Origin of the sequence: Thalassotalea sp. PS06, assembly GCF_007197775.1 — a bacterium.
GTDB lineage: Bacteria > Pseudomonadota > Gammaproteobacteria > Enterobacterales > Alteromonadaceae > Thalassotalea_A.
In genome coordinates, this window is record NZ_CP041638.1 from 1,098,034 (window position 1) to 1,122,219 (window position 24,186).

A 24,186-nucleotide genomic window follows, 5' to 3' on the forward strand; every position below is an offset into this window, starting at 1 on the left:
AGATAAGAAAGAAATGGCAGGGGTGGAGAGACTCGAACTCCCAACCGTCGGTTTTGGAGACCGCCGTTCTACCAATTGGAACTACACCCCTGCAGTGGCTGTGCATTATACCCAACCAAAGTTAAAGGTAAAGGGCTAATTTATGATTTTTTTATCGGATTGGTTCAAGTGTTGAATAATTACTCAATCGTCACGCCAGGTGGGCTCTGCAAGCAAATGTAATCTCCTTCAGGTTAATCTTTTTTTGAAGATTTTTGGTTAAAACTCCCAAGGCTAACACCTGAGCGCAAATAAACCACAGAAACCAGCTCAACAATAAACGATAATAATGAGTTAACCTTCTGATATTAAAGCTAAAATAAAAGTTCAAAAAATCATAAGGTTGTAGTTGAAATGTATTGTGATTGGCCATAGAATGCTGATTAATTAAGCAGTACTCATTTTAACCAAGCAAGTATTGTAACCTGGCTCGTCCCCCCCAACGGCTCGTTTTCAATGACTTAAAGGACTTTAAGTATGAAATTCATCGATATGCTTCGAAAGCTTACGCGCCAAAAAAATGAAATCTCAACTGAGCCAGCGCAACAACGTGTAAACGTTGATATCAATATGGTGGAATCGCAACTTACTCCGGAAGATTTCAAACCTAAATCTGATATCGAACAGGATACCGCTCAGGTCGACTAATTCATTTTTCCACTATTCTCCCGAAAATCTATCTTTTCGGATGTACATTGGCTCAATGAAATGCTCCTCGACTAGTCAAACTCTCAAGTTGCTTATAAAGCGCAGCTAAACCCCTCTATTTCTCTTGCTATTCGTGGCCTCGGGCACTAAACTGTCGCGGATTTTTTAACCTCGTTTTTTGGTGCCTAACTATGACCCGACGCGTCAGTGATTATGCCTTTGATTTACCTGATGAGCTTATTGCCCGTTACCCACAGCCAGAGCGGACCGCAAGCCGCTTAATGGTACTGGATGGCAACAGCGGAGCGATCGAGCACAACACCTTCACGAATGTTATCGATAAACTCAATCCCGGTGACTTGTTGGTGTTCAACAACACCCGAGTGATTCCGGCAAGAATGTTTGGTACCAAAGCAAGTGGCGGTAAGATTGAAGTTTTGGTCGAGCGAATTCTCGATCAACATCGGTTTCTTGCCCATGTACGCTCCAGTAAATCACCAAAACCTGGGGCTGAGTTACTGCTGGAAGATAAAGTTAATGCGACCATGGTTGGCCGCCATGATGCCTTGTTTGAACTGGAAGTGCAGGGTGAACAGTCGGTATTGGAGGTTCTGGAAGAAATCGGTCATATGCCTTTGCCGCCTTATATCGACCGTCCTGATGAAGATTCTGATAAAGAAAGGTATCAAACGGTATACAGCGAAAAGCCCGGAGCAGTAGCTGCGCCGACGGCGGGTTTGCATTTTGATGAACCTTTACTGGAAAAAATAAAGGCAAAAGGCGTGCAACTAGCGTTTGTGACTTTGCACGTAGGCGCCGGTACCTTCCAACCGGTTCGTGTTGACAATGTTGATGACCATGTCATGCACTCTGAATATGTCGAGGTAAGTCCGGAAGTTATTGAGCAGATTCGCCAGACCAAAGCTGCGGGCAACCGCGTGGTTGCCGTGGGTACCACGTCGATGCGCTCCCTTGAGAGTGCAGCCAAACATCACTCGGATAAAAAACAGCCTCTGGCTGAGTTTTACGGCGACACCGATATTTTTATTACCCCGGGTTTTAACTTTCAAATTGTCGATTGCCTGATCACTAATTTTCATTTATCCGAATCAACGCTGTTGATGCTAGTTAGCGCATTCTCAGGTTATGAGCACATTATGAATGCTTATCAACAGGCCATCGACGAACAGTATCGCTTTTTTAGTTATGGTGATGCGATGTTCCTGAGTAAACAAAACAAAGATTAATGATGACGACAAACAGCAGTTGCCGTTATTTAAAAACACGCTCTGTGGGCTTTTGATATACTTAGCCGGAGCTTAAACCAATAAGCCAGTGGCCTGTTTCGCTGCTAGGCGAGGAAAAAAGATGAAGTACGAATTAATTAATCAGGACGGCAAAGCCCGTCGTGGCCGTTTGATTTTCGATCGTGGCGTGGTTGAAACGCCAGCTTTTATGCCAGTAGGTACCTATGGCACCGTAAAGGGTATGACGACAGATGAAGTCGAAGCTACCGGTGCTCACATCTTATTAGGTAATACTTTTCACTTAATGTTGCGTCCAGGTACCGAGATTATCGAGCAGCATGGTGACCTTCACGACTTTATGAACTGGCATAAGCCAATTCTGACCGACTCCGGTGGCTTCCAGGTATTTAGCCTGGGGGAGATGCGTAAAATCACCGAGAAAGGTGTTGAATTTCGCTCGCCGGTAAATGGTGAAAAAATCATGCTTACCCCAGAGCGTTCGATGGAAGTTCAACGCAGCCTTGGCAGCGATATTGTAATGATCTTTGATGAATGCACACCGTATCCGGCAACCCATGAAGAAGCGAAAGCGTCGATGGAGTTGTCTTTACGCTGGGCAAAGCGTTCTAAAGATGCTCACGGTGACAACCCTTCAGCCCTGTTTGGTATTGTTCAGGGGGGCATGTATGAAGATTTACGAGAAATCTCTGCACAGGGCCTGCTTGATATCGATTTTGACGGTTACGCCATCGGTGGTTTATCTGTTGGTGAGCCGAAGGAAGAGATGATAAAAATTCTTGATCACACCCCGGACTTGATCCCCAAAGAAAAGCCCCGATATCTAATGGGAGTAGGGAAACCTGAAGACCTGGTAGAAGGCGTGCGCCGCGGCATTGACATGTTTGATTGTGTGATGCCAACACGAAACGCCCGCAACGGTCACCTGTTTGTAACTAATGGCGTGGTGAAAATTCGTAACGCCAAGCACAAAACAGATACCGGGCCTTTGGATCCAGAATGTGATTGCTATACCTGTAAGAATTATTCAAAAGCTTATTTACATCACTTAGACAAATGTAATGAGATTTTGGGAGCGCAATTAAACACCATGCATAACCTGAGATTTTATCAGCGAGTCATGCAGGGTTTGCGTGATGCCATTGAGCAAGGTAAATTAGACGACTTTGTCGCTGAGTTCTATGCCTTGCGTGGTATGGACGTTCCACCGCTGGAACCGAATTCAGGCAGTAATGAAGAATAATTGAAAATAAATTACCGCAAGGTAAACATTGTAAAAAGAGGAAGTTATGGATTTTTTTATTAGTAAAGCTTATGCAGCACAACAACCACAGCAAAGTGGCGGATTTGAAATGCTGATCATGCTGGCGGTATTTGGTTTGATTTTTTATTTCATGATCTACCGTCCTCAAGCTAAGCGTGTAAAAGAGCACAAGAATTTAATGTCTGCATTGGCGAAAAACGACGAAGTGCTAACTCAGGGTGGCGTTGTCGGTAAAATCGTAAAAGTTAGCGATGAGAAAGACTTCATCGTTGTCGCGATTGCTGAAGGTACTGAAGTTACCGTGCAAAAAGCAGCAGTTACCGCCGTACTTCCTAAGGGAACTATGAAGTCACTGTAAGGACAGACTCGTGATAAATAAATATCCATTATGGAAATCCTTGATGGTGGTTTTCATCCTGATGTTTGGTGCGCTTTACGCGCTGCCAAACTATTACGGTGAAGATCATGCTGTGCAGATTTCCGGGAAACGTGGTCTTGAGGTTTCTGCATCGACGTTAGATACCGTCAGAAGCGAACTTGATAAACAGAGCATTAAATTCAGTAGCGTTGTCCTCGAAGATGGCCAGATTTTAATTCGCTTCGAAGATTACGAAAATCAGAAAAAAGCCCAAGAAAAGCTCATTCCAGTATTGGGCGATCAATATTCCGTTGCATTAAACCTGACACCGGCAACGCCAGAATGGCTTGATAACTTGGGTGCGGTACCAATGAAACTTGGTCTTGATTTGTCCGGTGGTGTTCACTTCCTGATGGAAGTCGATATGAAAACCGCAATGGACCGTGCCAAGCTCAACATGTCAGACACCTTCAAAGCCAAACTTCGTGAAGAGAAGATTCGTTATAAGCGCGTTGCCGAAGTTGGCAATGGTGTGGAAGTGGAATTGCGAAGCATTGAAGATTTAGAGCAAGCTGAGACTATTTTAAAACGCATTGATCCGGGATATGTGTTCGTTGATGACGAAGACAGCCTGACTTTGAAAGTCACTATGTCAGACCAGAAAATCAAAGAAACCCGTGAAAATGCAATCTCACAAAACATTACTATCATCCGTAATCGTGTGAATGAGCTAGGTGTTGCAGAACCTTTGGTTCAGCGCCAGGGACAAAAGCACATCGTTGTTGAATTACCTGGTGTTCAGGATACCGCAAAGGCTAAGGAAATCCTTGGTGCAACGGCAACCCTGAGTTTCCACATGGTAGATCAGCAAGGCGATCCGATATCAGCCGCTAATGGTCGTGTGCCTCCGGGCTCCTTTGTTGTTAATGATAAAAACAACCAGCCAGTGCTACTGAAGAAACGTGCAATCTTAACTGGTGAGCATATTGTTGGTGCTAACTCAGGCCGAGATCAACAAACCCAGCAGCCTGCGGTATTTGTGGACTTGGATGCTACTGGTGGTGACAAAATGTCACGTGGAACCCGCGGCAATGTTGGTAAGCCAATGGCGACGGTATTTATCGAAAGTGTGGCAACGGGAGAGAAAAACCCAGATGGCAGCCTGAAGTTCAGAAAGGAAATGGAAGTTATCTCTGTTGCTACCATTCAATCTCGTCTTGGACGCAGCTTCCAGATCACCGGTGAGAGAAGTCCGGCGTCTGCTCATAATTTGGCATTACTTCTTCGTGCAGGTGCTTTGATTGCGCCAATTGCTATCGTTGAAGAGCGCACCGTTGGTCCATCATTGGGTGCTGAAAATGTTCAGTTAGGTCTGCAAGCCATTATGTGGGGCTTTGCCTTGGTTCTTGCCTTTATGATGATCTACTACCGTAAGTTTGGTGTGGTCGCCAACCTTGCGCTGGCAGCTAACCTAATCCTTATCGTTGGTATTATGTCACTGATTCCTGGTGCGACACTTACCTTACCAGGTATGGCAGGTATCGTTTTGACCGTAGGTATGGCGGTTGATGCCAATGTTCTGATATTTGAACGGATACGCGAGGAACTTCGCGACGGGCAAAGTGTTCAGCAATCTATCCATCGCGGATATGATGCAGCATTCTCGACCATTTTTGATGCCAATATCACAACATTGATTGCCGCAATTATTTTGTTTGCAGTCGGTACAGGTCCAATCAAAGGTTTCGCTGTTACTCTATCTATCGGTATCGTAACGTCAATGTTTACCTCGATAATCGGTACCCGTGCAGTGGTTAACGCCATCTGGGGTGGCAAGAAACTCGATAAGTTATCGATATAGGTCAGGTGAGAATTATGCAATTATTAAAACTTAAAGACACCGTGGCCTTCATGTCATTCCGCAAGCCTGCGGTGATATTCAGCCTGGTACTTATCATTGCGTCAATCGCATCGCTGGCGACAAATAAGCTGAATCTCGGCTTGGATTTTACTGGCGGTACGCTGATTGAGGTTGGCTTTGAACAGCCTGCAAATTTAGGTGAGATTCGCCAAATCATGGAACAGGGTGGTCATGAAGATGCCGTTGTTCAGCTTTTTGGTAGTGCCAATGACGTATTAATTCGTTTAGGCCAACGCGAAAACGTGAAAGCAGAAATGCTGGGTAACGAAATTCTTTCTTTATTGAAAGACGGAACCAGCCAGAATGTCGAAATGCGCCGTATCGAATTTGTTGGCGCCAATGTTGGTGAAGAGCTAACGGAGCAGGGCGGCCTTGCGATGCTAACGGCATTGATTTGTATCTTGATCTACGTTGCCTTCCGATTCGAATGGCGATTCGCTCTGGGCTCCGTCGCCGCACTTGCCCATGATGTTATCTTAACGCTTGGCTTGTTCTCTTTCTTACAGTTAGAGTTTGATTTGACGGTTCTGGCGGCGATCCTTGCGGTTATCGGTTATTCACTCAACGATACCATCGTAGTATCCGACCGTATTCGTGAGAACTTCCGAAAAATCCGTAAAGGTACGCCAGAAGAAGTGATCAATATTTCACTGACGCAAACGCTAAGCCGTACGTTAATCACATCATTAACGACCTTCTTAGTATTGCTCGCCCTGTTCTTTAAAGGTGGTGCGCTGATCCATGGTTTTGCAACCGCATTGTTGTTCGGTATCTTTGTTGGTACCTACTCATCAATTTATGTTGCCAGCACCGTAGCTCTGGGCTTGGGTATTTCGAAAGAAGACCTGATCCCAGAAGTTATCGAAAAAGAAGGTGCTGATCAGGAAGAGTTTATGCCTTAAGCTCGACCATTAAGTGCTTTAAATGAAAGAAACCACCTTATAGGTGGTTTCTTTGTTTATACCTTAGGCTAGAATCACTTTTAAATCTTAAAGGCGTTTGTGTTGCATTACTGATTTTGGCTAATTTTGAGAGCGGAATAACCATTCTCTGCAATCAAAGCCTTGTCTAAAAGTCTTTAAAATATCACTGAGTGAGCAATAATTTAATGTGATTGGTATAACCATTCTCTATGCAATCAAAGCCTTGTCTAAAAGTCTTTAAAATCTCACTGAGTAAGCAATAATTTAATGGATTGGTATTAGGTAATTCAACATATGGAACATTCTCCAAAATTTCTGGCGTTGGTAAAAGGTGTCCAGGATCAGGTTTGTGAAATGACCCTGGAACAGCTAGCGCAACTGCAAGGCCCTTATGAATTTATTGATGTAAGGGAAGATCATGAATACCAACAGGGGTGTTTACAAGGAGCAAAACACTTGGGACGTGGCATCATCGAACGGGATATCGAAAAGCTCTATCCAGACTTCGATACCAAAATAGTGCTTTACTGTGGAGGAGGGTATCGCTCAATACTGGCTGCACATAACCTGCAGATCATGGGATATACCCGGGTATATTCGCTGATTGGCGGTTACAAAGCTGGCGTCGATGCTGGCTGGCAGCAGGATTAACCGGTTTTTTCCAAGGCGGCAGCTGCGGCAAAGTAAGCAGGTATTTCGGTGATGGCGCCGTTTTCTTTGGCATCGGGTTCAACACCCGATTGCACCGCATTTACCACATCGCCAATGACCAATAAGCTTGGTGATTTTACCTGCTCGGAGTCAATCAGTTGTGGCAAGTCCTGCAAGGTTGTGCGCCAGACTCTTTGTCCTTTTTGAGTACCACTTTGAATGATCGCCGCCGGTGTTGTTGCCGCACGTCCATGTTTGATCAGTTGCTCAGCAATGACACCTGAGCTTTTAATGCCCATGTAAAACACCAGGGTTTGTCCGGCATCGACATAGTTGTCCCAAGGAAGGATGAGCTCGCCATTTTTTGAAAAGTGGCCGGTAATAAAACTGCAGCTGTGAGCAACACCGCGATGGGTTAGCGGAATACCTGCGTAGGTTGTGCAACCTGACGCGGCGGTAATGCCAGGGATCACATGAGCGCTTAACTGATGCTCAAGCAAATAATTTAGCTCTTCCGAACCTCGCCCGAAAATAAAACTATCGCCACCTTTTAACCGCACAACTTTAAGTTGCTGATTGGCGAGATTGACCAGGGTTTCATTGATTTTATCCTGCGGAACACTATGGCGGTTTAATTCTTTACCAACATAAATGCGGCGAGTGCTTACCGGCATTAAGTCGAGGATATCTTTAGATACCAATCGATCGTATACAACAACGTCAGCCTGTTGCAAAAAACGTAACGCTTTTATCGTTAATAACTCAGCATCGCCGGGCCCTGCGCCAATCAATGCGATTTCGCCCGGTTTAAATACAGATTTTGATGCTGGAAGTTGCATAGTCGTTATCACGGTAGTTTATCTTAATACATAGTTAATGCTTAGTTTAACCGTGTTTTTAATAACCACTAACGATTTAATTTCTATTTTATATTCCGTTTGGTTATCTATGAGGTGCATTGTCATGTCTTTTTAGGTCTCCCAACGGCCAGCATTGCGGCAATAAACGAGTGATTATCGAGGAACGCTGTGCTTTTACCGAATTAGCCCTGTTGGTACTTGCGCTTGGATGAAAAACACGTAAGGATAAAATCGGTCAAAATAATAACGAACCTTGCAAACAGAACCTTAATGATGTTGTGCACGGTCAAGGAAACCTCTATGCACCAGCGTAAATTGATCAATGACGATTGTTCGGTGAAACCAATAACAGGTTTTATTTCCGGGTTAATCATGGCGGTAAGTTTGTCGCTTCTCGTCAGCGTCACCGCAAAAGCTTCGGATAATCATTCCAGCATCGACAACATCGCTGCTGATTTAGTGCTTAGTGTTAAGCAACAGGCAGTTCGTCAGGATGAGTTACTACAACAACGTTTAGATACGGTTTTACCCGGGTTGATGGCCAGGGAAAATATCGATATGTGGCTCATTATTTCCCGCGAGTATAATGAAGATCCGATTTTAAAAACCCTGTTACCAGCGGATTGGTTAAATGCCCGGCGCCGCACCATGTTGGTGTTTATCCGCGAAAAGGCAGAAGATAACCGGGTGTTGACCCTTTCATTGGGTCGTTATGATGTTGGCGAGTTTTATCAAAATGTCTGGGATATGGAAAAGTACGCTAACCAATACCAAGCCTTAACGGCGCTGATTGAAAAGTATCAGGTTAAGACTATTGCCGTGAATGAGTCGATAAATGTCGGTCTTGCCGATGGTCTGGTGGCAACGGATAAATCCTTGTTATTAGAAAATTTGGATAACATATACAAGCAAAGAGTCATTTCCGCAGAGCCGCTTGCTGTTTCCTGGTTAGAGACCAGAACCTCAGATGAAATTGATATTTATCGAAAGCTTGTTGGGTTGACCAAAGCGCTTATCAATGACGCTTTTTCAACTAAGGTGATTCGTGTCGGACAAACTGAAACTAAAGATCTTGTCTGGTGGCTCAGACAACAGGTAAGGGATCTGGGGTTGCAGACCTGGTTTCAACCGAGTGTTTCGATTCAACGCAAAGACATTGCCGATAAAAGTCAGGTTATCAAACACGGAGATTTACTCCACGTTGATTTTGGCATCAGCTATTTAAGGCTCAATACCGATATTCAGCAGCATGCCTATGTATTGCAACCGGAAGAAGATAACGCACCGCAGGGCTTGCGTTTAGCGTTAAAGCAAGGAAACCAATTGCAAACCTTGCTTACCGACAATTTTAAGGTCGGTATTGATGGTAATACGTTATTGAAAATGACCCGTGCAAAGGCCATAGAAGCGGGTTTAAAACCAACCATATATTCCCACCCAATCGGACCTTTTGGTCACAATGCCGGCACCAGTATCGGCATGTGGGACAATCAGAAATTTTTGAAGGGCTCTGGCGAATGGCCATTACATGCCAATACCGCTTATGCTATTGAACTGAATGTGACAACGCCAATCCCCGAATGGCAGCGCGATATTCGCATTATGTTGGAAGAAGATGCCTGGTTTGATGGCGACAAGGTTGAATATTTATATCCAAGGCAGGAAACCTTGATACTAGTGAAATGAAAATAAAAAAGGGAACCAAGAGGTTCCCTTTTTTTGAGTTAACAAACCGCCTAAAACATTCAGGCAGTTTAAGTTATTTTATTTAGCCTTCATCGCCGGGGTAAGGTGAGGGCGAATATCGGTAAGAATTTCTTTAATCAAACGAGGGTTGGCTGCCACAATGTTGCCGCTGTTACCGTGTTGATGACCGCCAACAAAGTCAGTAACCAGTCCACCTGCTTCAATAACCAATAGCTCACCAGCTGCGGTATCCCAAGGTTTGAGGCCTAACTCCCAGTAACCATCCATCCGACCTGCAGCAACATAGGCTAAATCCAGCGCGGCACTACCAGCACGACGAATATCGGCAGTCTTAGCGAATAGATCAGTGAACATTGCGAAGTAGGCTTCGGTGTTGTGTTTTTGCTTGAATGGAAAACCGGTAGCTAAGATGCTGCCAGAAAGTTCCTTACCGCCTTTAACACGGATACGAACATTATTTAATTGTGCGCCTTTACCACGACTGGCAGTGAATAATTCACCGCGAATCGGATCGTAAATAACGGCTTGATCTAATTTACCTTTAACTTTTAAGGCAATCGATACGGCAAAGTGTGGAATGCCGCGGACAAAATTGGTGGTGCCATCCAGAGGGTCAATAATCCACTGATAATCACTATCTTTACCAGCCGTTAATCCGCTCTCTTCACCAATGATGGCATGATCTGGATAAGACTTGAGAATGATATCTTTAATAATAGTTTCAGCTTGTTTATCAATATTAGTAACGAAATCGTTGCTGCCTTTGGCTTCTATTTCAACTTTATCAAGTTGTTCAAAAGCGCGAGATATAACGTTACCGGCACTGCGCGCCGCGCGCACAGCGATATTTAGCATCGGATGCATAGATGACTACCCCAATTTTTAAAAGAACAATTTTAAGCGGCGCGCATCATACCAGAAAGCATCTGCGGTTGCGAATAAAACTGTTTGGTAGTGGAGAATTCCTAATGGATAGGAATTTACCTGACTGGCAAAACTATAGTTTAAGTTACTGTTGCTTGCCTAAATCTACGATTGCAGATGCTGGAATTTTGCTTATATCTGTATCTGATTAACAAGAGCGAACTATTATTAGTGAAATTGACCAGTATCGATAGAATAATGCTCGCTGAATTATGCTATCTGGTATTGCGTTAAAAACCTTATTCTATCCGTGGTTTATGATACTATTGCCGGCAAATTTGAACATCGCAAAAATTTAGATTACATCTATGTTAGAAAACGTAAAAATTGTGTTAGTAAACACCTCTGATTGCCGAAATATGGGCTCAGCTGCGCGAGCAATGAAAACCATGGGGCTTAAAAACCTGGTTCTTGTTGATCCGATTGAAATGCCAAATGGCCAGGCACAGGCTTTGGCTGCGGGTGCTACCGATGTGTTGGCGAATGCTACTGTGGTATCAACGTTGGAGGAAGCCATTTTTGATTGCGGACTTGTGGTTGGCACCAGTGCACGCTCTCGTACCTTACCCTGGCCAATGTTGGAGCCGCGCAGTTGCGGCGAAAAAATGGTGCAGGAAGGAAAGCAATATCCGGTAGCTCTGGTCTTTGGTCGTGAAAGTAGTGGCCTGACCAATGAAGAGTTACAACTTTGCCATTATCATGTAGCGATTCCGGCCAACCCGGAATATAGCTCACTTAATCTGGCAATGGCGGTACAGACATTAAGTTATGAAGTTCGCATGAACTATCTTGAAGATCTGGAAAAGTCGCGCGGTCAAAACGGCTCTGAAGAAACGGTTAGCGAAACCGCTTCAGAAGAGGGTGAAGAGCAATACCCATTGGTGGAAGAAACTGAACGTTTTTACCAGCACTTTGAAAAGTCTTTACAAGGCACAGGTTTTATTGTTCCCAAGCACCCGGGCATGATCATGACTAAAGTCCGTCGCCTGTTCAATCGTGCTCGCCCGGATGGCAAAGAATTAAAAATGTTAAGAGGCATTCTCGCATCCATTGATAAAACGGTAGCGACAGCCAAAAAGGATTAATAGGCCGAAATAGAGTCGGTTTCAGGAATGTTTATGTTTGAGCGAATAAAAGAAGATATCAATAGTGTATTCGACCGCGACCCGGCGGCACGCAATGCATTTGAGGTTTTATTCAATTATCCCGGTTTACACGCTATTTGGGGACACTGTCTGACGAAATGGCTTTGGGAACATAAACTCCGCTGGTTGGCTCGGTTTCTATCAACCCTGTTTCGCTGGTTCACCGGGGTTGAAATCCACCCGGGTGCCACTATTGGTCGCCGATTCTTCATCGACCACGGGATGGGCATTGTTATTGGTGAAACCGCAGAAATTGGTGACGACTGTACCGTTTATCACGGTGTTACCTTAGGTGGGACCAGCTGGAATGCTGGTAAACGCCATCCAACACTAGGCAATAATGTCGTCATCGGTGCCGGCGCTAAAGTACTTGGACCACTTAATGTCGGAGCCGGTGCTCGCATTGGCTCAAACGCTGTAGTCGTAAAAGACGTTCCTGAAGGGGCTACCGTTGTCGGAATACCAGGCCGCATAGTCAGTACCAATGATCCAGAGCAGCAGCAACGTCAGGAAATGGCGAAAAAGTATGGATTTGATGCTTATGCGGTTTCCAGTGACAATCCAGACCCGGTAGCCAAGGCCATCGGTCGTTTGCTCGATCACGTACAATTACTCGACAGCAAGCTTCAGGAAGTTACCGTTGCGGTGAATAATGTTGGCGGTAAAGTCAGTGAAGATCAATTACCACCGTTGCACATCCGTGAGTTTAGCGAGGATGAAAAAGCCGCCGCCGAACGTCGAAAATCCGCTCAGGAATCCTTTGATCCAAAAATTTAATTTGACCGTAAGCTAAATACCTGAGTAAAATACTAGGGTATTTAGTTGACTATTTTACTAGGATAAGTAAAATGCGCGCTGCAAAGCTCGCGCTAACGCTTAATTTTCCACGGTAAATTCGGGCGCTATCAATTGTTCGAGCACGTTGCAGCGATTCAAAGGTAACACGATGAAATTAACTTCCAAAGGCCGCTATGCGGTAACAGCCATGCTTGATGTAGCCATTCATGCTGAACAAGGGCCCGTTCCTTTGGCAGATATCTCCGAGAGGCAGGGCATCTCCTTGTCGTATCTTGAGCAGTTATTTTCGCGGTTGCGTAAACACGGTTTAGTATGCAGCGTCAGGGGGCCTGGTGGTGGTTACCGCCTCGGTCGATGTAGCGCCGAAATTGCCATTGCCGATGTTATTAACGCGGTTGATGAAAGCGTCGATGCGACGAAATGTTTAGGCAAAGGCAACTGCCAGGGCGGACATCAATGTCTTACCCACAATCTGTGGAGCGACCTGAGCAATAGAATCGCCGATTTTTTAAGTAGCATCACCTTGTCCGAGTTGGTGAATCAAGGGGATGTTCAGAAAGTAGCTCAACGACAGGATCTCGAACATGCAATGCATGGCGAAGACAAGCAAGTCGGCACCTTGATTTCAACCAGAAGTATTATTAGCGAATGGTAACGCCATCGTTATTAGAGGCAATAAATTAATGAAATTACCAATTTATCTTGATTACTCGGCAACCACGCCTGTTGATAAGCGCGTTGCTGAAAAAATGATGGAATTCTTAACGACCGACGGTACCTATGGTAATCCGGCGAGTCGCTCTCACAAATTCGGTTGGCAAGCGGAAGAAGCGGTAGACATCGCTCGTAATCAAATTGCTGATCTTATCAATGCGGATCCTCGCGAAATCGTATTTACTTCCGGTGCCACAGAGTCAAACAACCTGGCTATCAAAGGTGCGGCTCGTTTTTATCAGAAGAAAGGTAAACACATCATTACCTGTAAGACTGAGCACAAAGCGGTTCTTGATACCTGTCGTGAACTAGAACGTCAGGGTTTTGAAGTAACCTATCTCGATCCAGAATCCAACGGTCTTGTTGATCTTGCGAAACTCGAAGCTGCAATGCGAGATGACACTGTGGTCGTTAGCATTATGCATGTGAATAACGAGATTGGCGTCATCCAGGACATCGCAGCGATTGGTGAATTATGTCGCTCTCGTAAGATTGTCTTCCACGTTGATGCGGCGCAAAGTGCTGGCAAAATTCCAATCGACTTACAGGAAATGAAAGTTGATTTGATGTCGTTTTCAGCTCACAAAATGTACGGCCCGAAAGGTATTGGCGCACTATACGTTCGTCGCAAGCCGCGTATTCGCCTTGAAGCGCAAATGCACGGTGGTGGTCATGAGCGTGGCATGCGCAGTGGTACTTTGCCTACTCACCAAATCGTCGGTATGGGTGAAGCGTGTCGCATCGCTAAAGAAGAGATGCAGCAGGACCTTGAACACGTAACGGCAATGCGTGACCGTTTGATGGCTGGCATCAAAGATTTAGAACAAGTTTTTGTTAACGGTGATTTTAATCAACGTTATCCAGGCAACTTGAACGTAAGTTTTAACTTCGTTGAAGGTGAGTCGCTGATCATGTCTTTGAAAGACTTAGCGGTATCTTCTGGTTCCGCCTGTACATCAGCAAGTTTAGAACCATCTTATGTGCTTCGTGCTTTAGGCCTGAATGATGAGATGGCACACAGTTCAATTCGTTTTAGTTTTGGACGTTTCACTACAGTTGAAGAAGTGGATTATGCCATTGAGCTAATTCGCAAGGCGATCACACATTTACGTGATATGTCACCTTTGTGGGAAATGTTCCAGGACGGTGTAGATTTAGACAAAGTAGAGTGGGTAGCACACTAAGTTTAGTGTCTGAAAGGGGTTAATTATGGCTTACAGCGAAAAAGTTATCGATCATTATGAAAATCCACGCAACGTAGGTTCGTTCGATAAAAACGATCCTCAGGTTGCCACTGGTATGGTTGGCGCACCGGCTTGTGGTGACGTGATGAAGTTACAACTTAAAATTGACGAGCAGGGCATTATCGAAGATGCCAAGTTCAAAACCTACGGTTGTGGTTCTGCAATCGCTTCCAGCTCATTGGTTACTGAATGGGTGAAAGGCAAGTCCATTGATGAAGCCGCAGAAATCAAGAATACTGCGATTGCTGAAGAGCTAGCATTGCCACCAGTGAAAATTCACTGTTCAATTCTGGCGGAAGATGCAATCAAAGCTGCCATCGACGACTATCGCGCGAAAAATAAATAGTAATTCGGAGTAAATCATGGCTGTAACTATGACGGCGGCGGCGTCTGAACGCGTCAAATCTTTTATGGCTAATCGTGGCAAAGGGATTGGACTGCGTTTGGGTATCAAAACCACCGGTTGTTCTGGTCTTGCCTACGTGCTTGAGTTCGTTGATGAGCTTAACGCTGATGATGAAGTCTTTGAGGTCGATGATGTGAATATCATCATCGACAGCAAGTCTCTGGCTTATCTGGATGGTACAGAGCTGGATTTTGTCAAAGAAGGCTTAAACGAAGGTTTCCAGTTTACCAACCCGAACGCTAAAGGCGAGTGTGGTTGTGGCGAAAGCTTTAACGTATAAACTGACCCAACCTACGGTGACCCCTATTGAATTATTTTGAATTATTTGGTTTAGAGGCCGATTTTTCGATTGATTTAACCTCGCTAGCAACCACATACCAGGCATTACAAAAAACGGTCCACCCGGACCGTTTTGCACATTCGTCAAGTCAGGAACAAATGCTTGCGGTGCAAAAGTCTGCGCAAATCAATGACGCATACGATACCCTCAAAGATCCCATAAGACGCGGTGAATACCTATTACTGCAAAGAGGTTCACAGTTGCCAAGTGAGCAATCCTCGTTTCAGGATGTCAGCTTTTTAATGGTGCAAATGGAGCTGAGGGAAATGCTGGCGGAAATAAAGTTCGCCAAGGATGTTGATGCGGCGTTGATGTCAGCCCAGGAGAGTCTGGATATTCAGGCTGGTCAACTGTGGCAGGAATTCGAACAGCAGGTTAATGCCCACAGTGAGGCGGAAAACCTGCATGCAGGTGAAACACTTCGAAAACTCAAGTTTTACCACAAATTATACATTGAGCTCGAACGCATCGAAGATGCGCTATTCGACGATTAATCATTAAGAAAAGTTTATGGCGTTATTACAAATTGCCGAACCGGGACAAAGTACGGTTCCTCATCAACATCGACTGGCTGCGGGTATCGACTTAGGTACCACCAACTCACTGGTTGCCAGTGTCCAAAGTGGTCTACCTAAAACCTTACCGGATTCTGAAGGCAAAGATATTCTTCCTTCAATCGTCAATTACCAGAAAGACGCTATTTTAGTTGGTGATGCTGCCAAGGCACTTGCGGTTCTGGATCCAGAAAACACCATAGTTTCAGCGAAACGCTTAATCGGTCGCTCGCTAGCAGACATTCAACAAAAATATCCTAATTTACCCTATACCTTCAGTGGCGATGAAGCGCATCCAAGCATCAACACCATTGCTGGTGATATTAACCCGGTTCAAGTTTCTGCACAGGTATTATCAAGTCTGGTCGAACGCGCTAAGCAGGCGTTAGGCGGCGAGCTTGAAGGCGTGGTAATTACCGTGCCCGCTTATTTCGATGATGCCCAGCGTCAAAGCACAAAAGATGCGGCCACATTAGCAGGCGTAAATGTACTTCGTTTATTGAACGAGCCGACGGCCGCGGCGGTCGCTTATGGTCTTGATTCCGGTCAGGAAGGGGTTATTGCGGTCTATGATTTAGGCGGCGGTACTTTTGATATTTCTATCCTGCGCTTGAACAAAGGGATTTTCGAAGTACTCTCCACCGGCGGTGATTCTGCTCTTGGTGGTGATGATTTTGATAATGCTGTTGTCGATTACCTGGTTGCTGAATTTAACCTGCAACGTCCTTTATCGCCGCAACTTGAACGTCAGCTATTGGAACAGGCCTGTAACGCCAAAGAAGCATTATCGGCAAATGAAATTATTAAAATCAATCTTGATAATCAGGGGACAAGCCACAGCCTGACGTTAAGTAAAGAACAGCTTAATGAGCTGATTTCGCCGTTGGTAAGCAAGACCTTACGAGCTTGTCGTCGTGCGTTAAAAGATGCCAACGTTAGCGTTTCTGAGGTTAACGAAGTAGTGATGGTTGGTGGTTCCACTCGTGTACCACTGGTGCGCGAACAGGTTGGTCAGTACTTTAAACGTCAGCCACTTACCTCTATTGACCCGGACAAAGTTGTTGCTATCGGTGCCGCTATTCAGGCCGATGTATTAGCGGGTAACAAGCCTGATAGTGAAATGTTACTGCTAGATGTAACGCCATTATCTCTGGGCCTTGAAACCATGGGTGGCCTGGTCGAGAAAGTCATTCCAAGAAATTCCACGATCCCTGTGGCGAAAGCACAGGAGTTCACCACCTTTAAAGATGGTCAGACGGCGATGGCGGTACACGTGCTGCAGGGTGAGCGTGAACTTGTAGAAGATTGTCGCTCTCTGGCGCGTTTTGAATTGCGCGGCATTCCGGCGATGGCGGCAGGTGCTGCCCATATTCGCGTCACCTTTAACGTTGATGCTGATGGCTTGCTTAGCGTCAGCGCCATGGAAAAATCCACGGGTGTGGAAGCATCAATCCAGGTTAAGCCATCATTTGGCTTAGAAGAAGGCGACATCATTAAAATGTTGCAGGAAAGTGTCACCCACGCCAAAGATGATATTCAGGCGCGGATGCTGAAAGAGCAACAGGTTGAGGCCTCGCGCGTTGTTGAAGGCGTCGAAGCCGCATTGGCTCAAGATGGCAATAAGTTGCTGTCGGCAGAAGAGCGGGCAGAGATAGAAAATGCCATTAATGAATTAACGAAAATCAGTCAGACTTCTGAGATTTCTGCTATTGAGCAGGCGATAAAAGAGGTTGATACAATTACAGCGAACTTTGCTGAGCGCCGGATGGATTCTTCCATTAAGACCGCGCTGGCAGGGCATTCGGTAGACGAGGTTTAATCATGCCAAAAATTATTTTTCTTCCTCACGAAGAGCTATGCCCGGAAGGGGCGGTTCTTGAAGGTGACACAGGTCAGACGGTACTGGATGTTGCTTTAAAGAACGATATTGATATTGAGCACGCTTGTGAGAAATCCTGTGCCTGTACTACCTGTCACGTGATCATCCGTGAAGGTTTCGATTCGTTAGAAGAAAGTGATGAATTAGAAGATGATATGCTGGATAAAGCCTGGGGCTTAGATCCTGAGTCCCGCCTCGGTTGCCAGGCGGTGATTGCCGACGAAGATCTGGTGGTAGAAATCCCCAAATACACCCTAAATATGGTTAGCGAAAACCACTAGTTCTGGCGTAAATAAAATTTAATTAAATTTTATTTACCAATCAATAATAGCCGCTATACATCCTGACGTTGTTCAGGCAAAATAGCGGCCTAATAATTAATCTGCACGCTCAGAATTCACCTTTAATACAGAGGAATAGCCATGCTCACTCGTGATATGAATATCGCTGATTTTGATCCTGAATTGTACCAGGCAATGTCTGATGAAGTTGTTCGTCAGGAACAGCATATCGAATTGATCGCATCTGAAAACTACACCAGCCCACGTGTTCTTGAAGCACAAGGTTCACAGCTAACCAACAAATACGCCGAAGGTTACCCGGGTAAGCGTTATTACGGTGGTTGTGAGTACGTTGATAAGGCTGAGCAATTAGCGATTGAGCGTGCTTGTGAACTATTTGGCGCAACCTATGCAAACGTTCAGCCACACGCCGGTTCTCAGGCAAATGCGGCAGTGTTCCAGGCGCTAGTAACGCCGGGGGCAAAAGTATTAGGCATGAGCCTTGCTCACGGTGGTCACTTAACTCACGGTTCTCACGTAAACTTCTCTGGTAAGTTATACGAAGCCATCCAATACGGTCTGCACCCTGAAACGGGCGAAATTGATTACCAAGAAGTAGAGCGTTTAGCGCTTGAGCACAAGCCGGAAATGATTATCGGTGGTTTCTCTGCATACTCTGGTATCGTTGACTGGGCGCGCATGCGTGAAATTGCTGATAAAGTTGGCGCCTATTTCATGGTGGATATGGCTCACGTTGCCGGTCTTGTTGCTGCGGGTCTTTATCCTAACCCAGTACCTCACGCACACGTTGTAACAACCACAACTCACAAAACTCTTGCTGGTCCTCGTGGTGGTTTAATTATTTCTGGTTGTGATGACGAAACCATCTACAAGAAACTTAACAGCGCGGTATTCCCTGGTGGTCAGGGTGGTCCTTTGATGCACGTTATTGCTGCTAAAGCGGTAGCTTTCAAAGAAGCATTAGAGCCAGAATTTAAAGATTACCAGCAGAAAGTATTAGATAACGCCAAAACCATGGTAGCGGTTCTCCAGGAACGTGGTTACAAAGTTGTTTCTAATGGTACTGAAAACCACTTATTGCTTCTTGACCTGATTGATAAAGATATCACCGGTAAAGATGCCGATGCCGCTTTAGGTAAAGCACACATCACAGTGAACAAAAACTCTGTTCCAAATGATCCGCGTTCTCCGTTTGTAACTTCAGGCCTTCGCCTGGGTACGCCGGCGATCACTCGTCGTGGTTTCGGTGAAGCAGAAACTCGTGACCTTACTGGTTGGATTTGTGACATCCTTGATGATATCAGTAATGAAAACACTATCAGTGACGTTCAGGAAAAAGTTAAAGCACTTTGTGCTAAATTCCCGGTTTACGCTTAATTGATTTAAATTAACCTTACTGGTTACGAAGACATCGCAATCTGTTGATGTTTCGATTAAAATGGTCGCCCTTAGCGGCCATTTTTTTTGCCTATTAATAAGATTACGAGGAAGTCTATGCATTGCCCGTTTTGCTCTGCCAACGATACTAAGGTAATCGATTCTCGATTAGTTGCCGATGGCCATCAGATACGCCGTCGACGCCAGTGCTTACACTGTTCGGAGCGCTTTACTACCTTTGAAACCGCAGAGCTGGTGATGCCGCGCATCATTAAGCGTGATGGTTCGCGAGAGCCGTTTAATGAAGAAAAATTACGCAGTGGCCTACTCAGGGCATTAGAAAAGCGACCTGTTAGTATCGAACAAACTGAAGGCTCGATTAACCATGTAATGTCACAGCTGCGGGCAACGGGAGAGCGAGAAGTCTCTTCAGAAATGTTAGGTAATATCATTATGGAAGAGTTGAAAAAGCTCGATAAAGTTGCCTATGTTCGCTTTGCTTCGGTTTATCGCTCTTTTGAAGATATCCGTGAATTCGGCGAAGAGATTGCTCGCCTTGGTAGTAACGGCGATTCATAACCCCATCCTTTTTAATTAACGTTTGAACCAGGTTACGTTTTGAACTTTAGCAACAACGATTACCAATACATGCAGCGGGCCATTGAGTTGGCAAAAAAAGGTGAATATACCACCTCTCCAAATCCTATGGTTGGTTGCGTGCTGGTTAAAGATGGTACCGTTGTCGGTGAAGGCTGGCATCAAAAGGCGGGCCTTGGTCATGCTGAAGTAAACGCGCTGGCAATCGCTGGCAGTAATGCCTCTCAAAGCACAGCCTACGTTACTCTTGAACCTTGTAGTCATTTCGGTCGCACACCTCCTTGTTCTAAGGCTTTGATTGAAGCCGGCGTCAAAGAAGTTGTTATTGCCATGCAGGATCCAAATCCGCAGGTAAGTGGACGAGGCATCCGCATGCTCGAAGAGGCCGGTATTAAAACCAAAGTTGGCTTGCTTGAAGCCTCTGCCAGACAAGTCAATGTTGGTTTCATTAAACGTATGGAAACCGGAATACCTCGGGTTATCTGTAAACTCGCCAGCTCTCTGGATGGCAAAATCGCCATGAAAAGCGGAGAGAGTAAGTGGATCACCTCAGCAGAGTCTCGTGAAGATGTGCAACGATTACGTGCCAGAAGTTGCGCCGTTATTTCCGGGGCCGATACGGTGATTACCGACGATGCCAGATTAACCGTTCGCTATCAGCAATTAGGCTTTGCCCAGCAAGCGATAAAGACGGAATATTTTCGTCAACCCATTCGTATCGTGATCGATAGCCAATACCGATTGCATCCCGATCTTGCCTTATTTAATGAGCCGTCGCCGATTATCCTGATTCGTATTAACGGAAAAACTCAGCAAGAGCCAACATGGCAAGATAACGTAAGCGTTGTTGAGGTAGATGCAGCGGCAAATGGCAAAGTTGATTTAGCGAAGATGCTTGAACAGCTCGCATCACATGGCGTCAACAATCTGCTAGTTGAGGCCGGTGGTAAGCTGGCATCGGCATTTATTCAGGCGCAATTAGTGGATGAGCTATGGTTATATCAGGCGCCAAAATTGATGGGCGCTGAAGCAATTAGCTTATTGGCGTTACCTGGGGTTGAAAAACTGGCTCAGGCACAGCATCTTGCCATTAACGATATTCGTAAAATTGGTGCGGATATTCGCATTCGCGCCAGTTTTAACAAGCAATAAGAAAGCAAAATTATGTTTACCGGAATCATTGAAGCGACTGGACGAATTAAAGCGATTCAACGCCAGTCAACAGGTGCCAGAATTGAGATAGATACTCAGAGCCTGGACATGAGTGATGTGCAACTGGGCGACTCCATTGCCACCAATGGTATTTGTCTGACCGTCGTGTCTTTTACCAATGCCAGCTTTGTCGCCGATGTGTCGATTGAGACCCTGGAGCGCACCGGCTTTGGTAACTACCAAACCGGACAGCGGGTTAATCTGGAAAAAGCCATGTTAGCAACGTCTAGATTTGGTGGCCATATTGTTAGTGGCCATGTTGATGGTATTGCTACTATTACCGCGATTACCGAGCGTGGTAATGCCTGGGAATACTGGTTACAGGTCGATGACTCGTTAAAAGGCTATATTGCTGAAAAAGGCTCAGTGACAATAGATGGCATTAGCCTGACGGTTAACAGTGTTGACGATGATAAATTCCGACTGACCATAGTGCCTCATACTCGTGCTGAGACCATTATTGAGACATATACTCTTGGTCAGGAAGTCAATCTAGAGGTCGATGTGGTTGCCCGCTACGTCGAGCGCCTGCTCCAGTGTCAAAAGCAAGGCACTACCGATTCTGGCGTTAGTGAATCATTATTACGAAAAAGTGGCTTTATCAAAGCCTGATTAAGCATTATGGGATGTAAGCCCGAGGTAACTATGAAATTTAATACTCCCCAGGAACTAATCGAAGATATTGCCCTAGGCAAAATGGTTATCCTGATGGACGATGAAGATCGCGAAAATGAAGGCGACTTTATCATGGCAGCAGAAAAAGTGACGCCAGAGGCGATCAACTTTATGGCAACACATGGCCGCGGACTAATCTGTATGCCAATGAGCAAAAGCCGTTGTCAACAATTAAAGCTGCCATTGATGGTGGACAACAACGAAGCGCAGTTTACCACTAACTTTACCGTTTCTATCGAAGCGGCAAGTGGCGTTACTACCGGGATTTCTGCATCGGATCGTGCCACTACCATTTTAGCGGCAGTGGCTAAAGATGCCGACCACACGTCCATTGTGCAACCGGGTCATATTTTCCCCTTAGTCGCCAAAGACGGTGGTGTATTAAACCGCGCCGGACATACCGAAGCGGGTGTCGATTTAGCGCGCCTGGCCGGGTTAGAGCCAGCGGCGGTCATCGTTGAAATTCTTAATGAAGATGGCACCATGGCGCGTCGTAATGATTTGGAAGTGATTGCCAAAAAACACGATCTGAAAATTGGTACCATTGCCGATTTGATTGAATATCGCAATGCTACCGAAACCACGATTCAGCGGGTTAGCGAGTGTAAATTCCCAACCGCTTTTGGTGAATTCGATTTAGTGGCATTTACTGATACTATCGACGGCCAAAGCCATTTTGCGTTAATCAAAGGGGATATCAAGCCAGAAGAGCCAACTCTGGTTCGAGTTCATCTGGAAAATACCTTTAAAGATTTATTGTACTGTCAGCGCGGTAACGTCACCTCCTGGCCTATTGCCAGTGCGCTGCAGAAAATAGCCAAAGAGGGCGGTGTGTTGGTTTTGCTAGGCAAGCACCAGACGCCGCAGTCCCTGATTCAACAGGTCAAGAAGTTTGCCTTGCAGGATGCTGGTGAAGATGTGAAAGAAGTGACCAAGCACGTTGGCTCTCGCAATGTTGGTGTTGGTTCACAAATTCTTGCCAATCTGGGCGTGAGTAAAATGCGCCTGTTAAGCTCACAAACCAAGTACCACTCACTATCCGGTTTTGGATTAGAAATCGTCGAATATATTCACGACTAGTTGATTAAAGCCAGCCTATCACTAAAATGACGGGCTGGCCACTAAGTTGTTTATAGCGGTTTAGTTGTAAATCTAGAAGATTCTTCGAAATTTGAGAGCAAGTCCTGCTAAACCGAATAATAATAATGAGGTAGGTTCTGGAACAGTTGGGTTAGGAGTATCTGAATTTCTACAAGCAGGATCCTGTGGGTTTGCTGTGCAAAAACCAATGGTCTCTTGAAGTTTAGCGTTCGCAAAATTTGTCACGAATGTTTGTACTACCGACTGATCTGTCGTATTCAGACCATTTAAATCGAATACTGAACCTCCGTGATTATCAGCTAGAGGGCCGATTGAAGAAATTGTATGAAATCCACTCAACACGGCATTGAAAAGGGCATTGTTTGCTGTAAGTATCGAATCTGCATCCGAAAAGTTTAATTCGCCATTTCCGTCGGGCTCATCAGTGAAAATTATCACATTTTTGACAGCGTCATTTCTAAAAGAAAATGATGATGATTCCGGCCCGTATGAATTCAACGCATAAGCGATTGCATCATACGCATCTTCATCTGAACCAGAGCTGATTAATGTCGCCGCTGCGGCTCCAAAACCTGCGGCGTCAGTGAAGTCCGTGACAGTTCGGATTTGATCAAAACTTGCTCCATAGCCGACTAGCGCAAATCGAACATCAATACCTCCAGCACTCATTATTGATGCAAATAATGCAATATTGTCTCGCAGGTTGTCTTGAACAGGTCCCATTGAACCAGATTCATCCACGATCATAATTATGTCTGATTTGATTTGCGCTGCTTGAACTTGAAACGTGGAAATTACGAAAGCTAAACTCACGATACAAGTTCGGAAAAATGAAATTTTTAGGCGTTTTAACATTAATATATCCTCCAAAGAATTTATTGTGTTTATTCATGCAACCCAGAATGGTTTATTTTCATAATTTTTACCTATTTATCTACCTTGGTGACTAAAAACGTTTGTCCTTAAACTCTAATTACAAAAGCTTTATCATAATGATTGCATGGAAATGTAAGTGAACTCCGCGCAGAGCAGTTGTGTGAAGGCAAATTCGATGCCAAGATTTAAAAGTTATTTAAATACAGTTGGTTAGCGTTGTTTGGTGAGTTGTGTTTGAAAGGTGCTGTTTATATATGTGACATGACTAGACTGTGCGGGGTTTAATTTAGCAATGATTTCGAAATATTTTTTAGCTTATTTAAATTCTGAAAAAGGGAGAAAATTTTACTATCTAAAATAGAGTCAAGGCTGGATAAATATTATTCAGATACCCGGGAGGCAATAT

Annotated in this window: 25 protein-coding genes and 1 tRNA gene; 22 read left to right on the forward strand and 4 right to left on the reverse strand. The window is 45.0% G+C overall.

The window, feature by feature from the left end:
* Positions 1-14: 14 nt before the first annotated feature.
* Positions 15-91: transfer RNA gene (locus tag FNC98_RS04800), tRNA-Trp, on the reverse strand.
* A 425-nt stretch (positions 92-516) separates the two neighbouring features.
* On the opposite strand from FNC98_RS04800, the gene FNC98_RS16775 reads away from it, so the two are divergent.
* The 7 genes from FNC98_RS16775 (at position 517) to FNC98_RS04830 (ending at position 7,069) form a co-directional block, all read left to right on the forward strand.
* A complete protein-coding gene (locus tag FNC98_RS16775) occupies positions 517-687 on the forward strand; it encodes a hypothetical protein (RefSeq protein WP_185968064.1) in 171 nt (56 codons plus the stop codon).
* Between the two features lie 191 nt (positions 688-878).
* On the forward strand, positions 879-1,934 hold the full coding sequence (gene queA / locus FNC98_RS04805; RefSeq protein ID WP_143580192.1) for a tRNA preQ1(34) S-adenosylmethionine ribosyltransferase-isomerase QueA: 1,056 nt from the start codon (positions 879-881) through the stop codon (positions 1,932-1,934).
* A 121-nt stretch (positions 1,935-2,055) separates the two neighbouring features.
* Entirely contained in the window at positions 2,056-3,195 is a 1,140-nt protein-coding gene (gene tgt / locus FNC98_RS04810) for a tRNA guanosine(34) transglycosylase Tgt (RefSeq protein WP_143580193.1), read from the forward strand.
* Between the two features lie 46 nt (positions 3,196-3,241).
* Positions 3,242-3,574 carry a preprotein translocase subunit YajC gene (gene yajC, locus FNC98_RS04815; protein ID WP_143580194.1) on the forward strand — a complete coding sequence of 111 codons (333 nt, stop codon included), beginning with the start codon at positions 3,242-3,244 and terminating at the stop codon, positions 3,572-3,574.
* A gap of 10 nt (positions 3,575-3,584) precedes the next feature.
* On the forward strand, positions 3,585-5,435 hold the full coding sequence (gene secD, locus FNC98_RS04820) for a protein translocase subunit SecD (RefSeq protein WP_143580195.1): 1,851 nt from the start codon (positions 3,585-3,587) through the stop codon (positions 5,433-5,435).
* A 14-nt stretch (positions 5,436-5,449) separates the two neighbouring features.
* Positions 5,450-6,397: a protein translocase subunit SecF gene (gene secF / locus FNC98_RS04825; RefSeq protein ID WP_143580196.1), complete on the forward strand. Its 948-nt coding sequence runs from the start codon at positions 5,450-5,452 to the stop codon at positions 6,395-6,397.
* A 315-nt stretch (positions 6,398-6,712) separates the two neighbouring features.
* Positions 6,713-7,069 carry a rhodanese-like domain-containing protein gene (locus FNC98_RS04830; protein ID WP_143580197.1) on the forward strand — a complete coding sequence of 119 codons (357 nt, stop codon included), beginning with the start codon at positions 6,713-6,715 and terminating at the stop codon, positions 7,067-7,069.
* Here FNC98_RS04830 and cobA read toward each other — a convergent pair.
* Positions 7,066-7,908 carry a uroporphyrinogen-III C-methyltransferase gene (gene cobA, locus FNC98_RS04835; RefSeq protein WP_221932919.1) on the reverse strand — a complete coding sequence of 281 codons (843 nt, stop codon included), beginning with the start codon at positions 7,906-7,908 and terminating at the stop codon, positions 7,066-7,068. The genes FNC98_RS04830 and cobA overlap by 4 nt on opposite strands.
* A gap of 321 nt (positions 7,909-8,229) precedes the next feature.
* Here cobA and FNC98_RS04840 point away from each other — a divergent pair, with 321 nt between their 5' ends.
* The gene (locus tag FNC98_RS04840; protein WP_260680471.1) at positions 8,230-9,615 is read left to right on the forward strand and encodes a M24 family metallopeptidase; all 1,386 of its coding nucleotides are present in this window, start codon (positions 8,230-8,232) and stop codon (positions 9,613-9,615) included.
* Positions 9,616-9,693: 78 nt separating this feature from the next.
* Here FNC98_RS04840 and suhB read toward each other — a convergent pair whose 3' ends face one another.
* Positions 9,694-10,500, reverse strand: coding sequence for an inositol-1-monophosphatase (gene suhB / locus FNC98_RS04845; protein WP_143580199.1), 807 nt, complete (start codon positions 10,498-10,500; stop codon positions 9,694-9,696).
* Between the two features lie 368 nt (positions 10,501-10,868).
* Here suhB and trmJ point away from each other — a divergent pair, with 368 nt between their 5' ends.
* From trmJ to ribBA, 14 genes are all read left to right on the forward strand, one after another.
* Positions 10,869-11,645: a tRNA (cytosine(32)/uridine(32)-2'-O)-methyltransferase TrmJ gene (gene trmJ / locus FNC98_RS04850; protein ID WP_143580200.1), complete on the forward strand. Its 777-nt coding sequence runs from the start codon at positions 10,869-10,871 to the stop codon at positions 11,643-11,645.
* Positions 11,646-11,672: 27 nt separating this feature from the next.
* On the forward strand, positions 11,673-12,482 hold the full coding sequence (cysE, locus tag FNC98_RS04855) for a serine O-acetyltransferase (RefSeq protein ID WP_185968065.1): 810 nt from the start codon (positions 11,673-11,675) through the stop codon (positions 12,480-12,482).
* Between the two features lie 169 nt (positions 12,483-12,651).
* Positions 12,652-13,158 (forward strand): Fe-S cluster assembly transcriptional regulator IscR, encoded by a 507-nt coding sequence (gene iscR / locus FNC98_RS04860; RefSeq protein WP_143580202.1) that lies wholly within the window; start codon positions 12,652-12,654, stop codon positions 13,156-13,158.
* Between the two features lie 28 nt (positions 13,159-13,186).
* Positions 13,187-14,401: an IscS subfamily cysteine desulfurase gene (locus FNC98_RS04865; RefSeq protein WP_143580203.1), complete on the forward strand. Its 1,215-nt coding sequence runs from the start codon at positions 13,187-13,189 to the stop codon at positions 14,399-14,401.
* Between the two features lie 25 nt (positions 14,402-14,426).
* The gene (iscU, locus tag FNC98_RS04870; RefSeq protein WP_143580204.1) at positions 14,427-14,807 is read left to right on the forward strand and encodes a Fe-S cluster assembly scaffold IscU; all 381 of its coding nucleotides are present in this window, start codon (positions 14,427-14,429) and stop codon (positions 14,805-14,807) included.
* 16 nt (positions 14,808-14,823) lie between these two features.
* Positions 14,824-15,147 (forward strand): iron-sulfur cluster assembly protein IscA, encoded by a 324-nt coding sequence (iscA, locus tag FNC98_RS04875; RefSeq protein ID WP_143580205.1) that lies wholly within the window; start codon positions 14,824-14,826, stop codon positions 15,145-15,147.
* Between the two features lie 26 nt (positions 15,148-15,173).
* Positions 15,174-15,701 (forward strand): co-chaperone HscB, encoded by a 528-nt coding sequence (gene hscB, locus FNC98_RS04880; RefSeq protein WP_143580206.1) that lies wholly within the window; start codon positions 15,174-15,176, stop codon positions 15,699-15,701.
* A 16-nt stretch (positions 15,702-15,717) separates the two neighbouring features.
* The gene (gene hscA, locus FNC98_RS04885; RefSeq protein ID WP_143580207.1) at positions 15,718-17,580 is read left to right on the forward strand and encodes a Fe-S protein assembly chaperone HscA; all 1,863 of its coding nucleotides are present in this window, start codon (positions 15,718-15,720) and stop codon (positions 17,578-17,580) included.
* Between the two features lie 2 nt (positions 17,581-17,582).
* The gene (fdx, locus tag FNC98_RS04890) at positions 17,583-17,921 is read left to right on the forward strand and encodes an ISC system 2Fe-2S type ferredoxin (RefSeq protein ID WP_143580208.1); all 339 of its coding nucleotides are present in this window, start codon (positions 17,583-17,585) and stop codon (positions 17,919-17,921) included.
* A gap of 141 nt (positions 17,922-18,062) precedes the next feature.
* A complete protein-coding gene (gene glyA, locus FNC98_RS04895) occupies positions 18,063-19,319 on the forward strand; it encodes a serine hydroxymethyltransferase (RefSeq protein WP_143580209.1) in 1,257 nt (418 codons plus the stop codon).
* A 117-nt stretch (positions 19,320-19,436) separates the two neighbouring features.
* A complete protein-coding gene (gene nrdR, locus FNC98_RS04900) occupies positions 19,437-19,898 on the forward strand; it encodes a transcriptional regulator NrdR (protein ID WP_143580210.1) in 462 nt (153 codons plus the stop codon).
* Positions 19,899-19,937: 39 nt separating this feature from the next.
* Positions 19,938-21,068 carry a bifunctional diaminohydroxyphosphoribosylaminopyrimidine deaminase/5-amino-6-(5-phosphoribosylamino)uracil reductase RibD gene (gene ribD, locus FNC98_RS04905; protein ID WP_313904117.1) on the forward strand — a complete coding sequence of 377 codons (1,131 nt, stop codon included), beginning with the start codon at positions 19,938-19,940 and terminating at the stop codon, positions 21,066-21,068.
* Between the two features lie 12 nt (positions 21,069-21,080).
* Entirely contained in the window at positions 21,081-21,740 is a 660-nt protein-coding gene (locus FNC98_RS04910; RefSeq protein ID WP_143580211.1) for a riboflavin synthase, read from the forward strand.
* A gap of 33 nt (positions 21,741-21,773) precedes the next feature.
* Positions 21,774-22,883: a bifunctional 3,4-dihydroxy-2-butanone-4-phosphate synthase/GTP cyclohydrolase II gene (ribBA, locus tag FNC98_RS04915; protein ID WP_143580212.1), complete on the forward strand. Its 1,110-nt coding sequence runs from the start codon at positions 21,774-21,776 to the stop codon at positions 22,881-22,883.
* 72 nt (positions 22,884-22,955) lie between these two features.
* Here ribBA and FNC98_RS04920 read toward each other — a convergent pair whose 3' ends face one another.
* Positions 22,956-23,759, reverse strand: coding sequence for a vWA domain-containing protein (locus FNC98_RS04920; protein ID WP_144035458.1), 804 nt, complete (start codon positions 23,757-23,759; stop codon positions 22,956-22,958).
* Positions 23,760-24,186 lie beyond the last annotated feature (427 nt).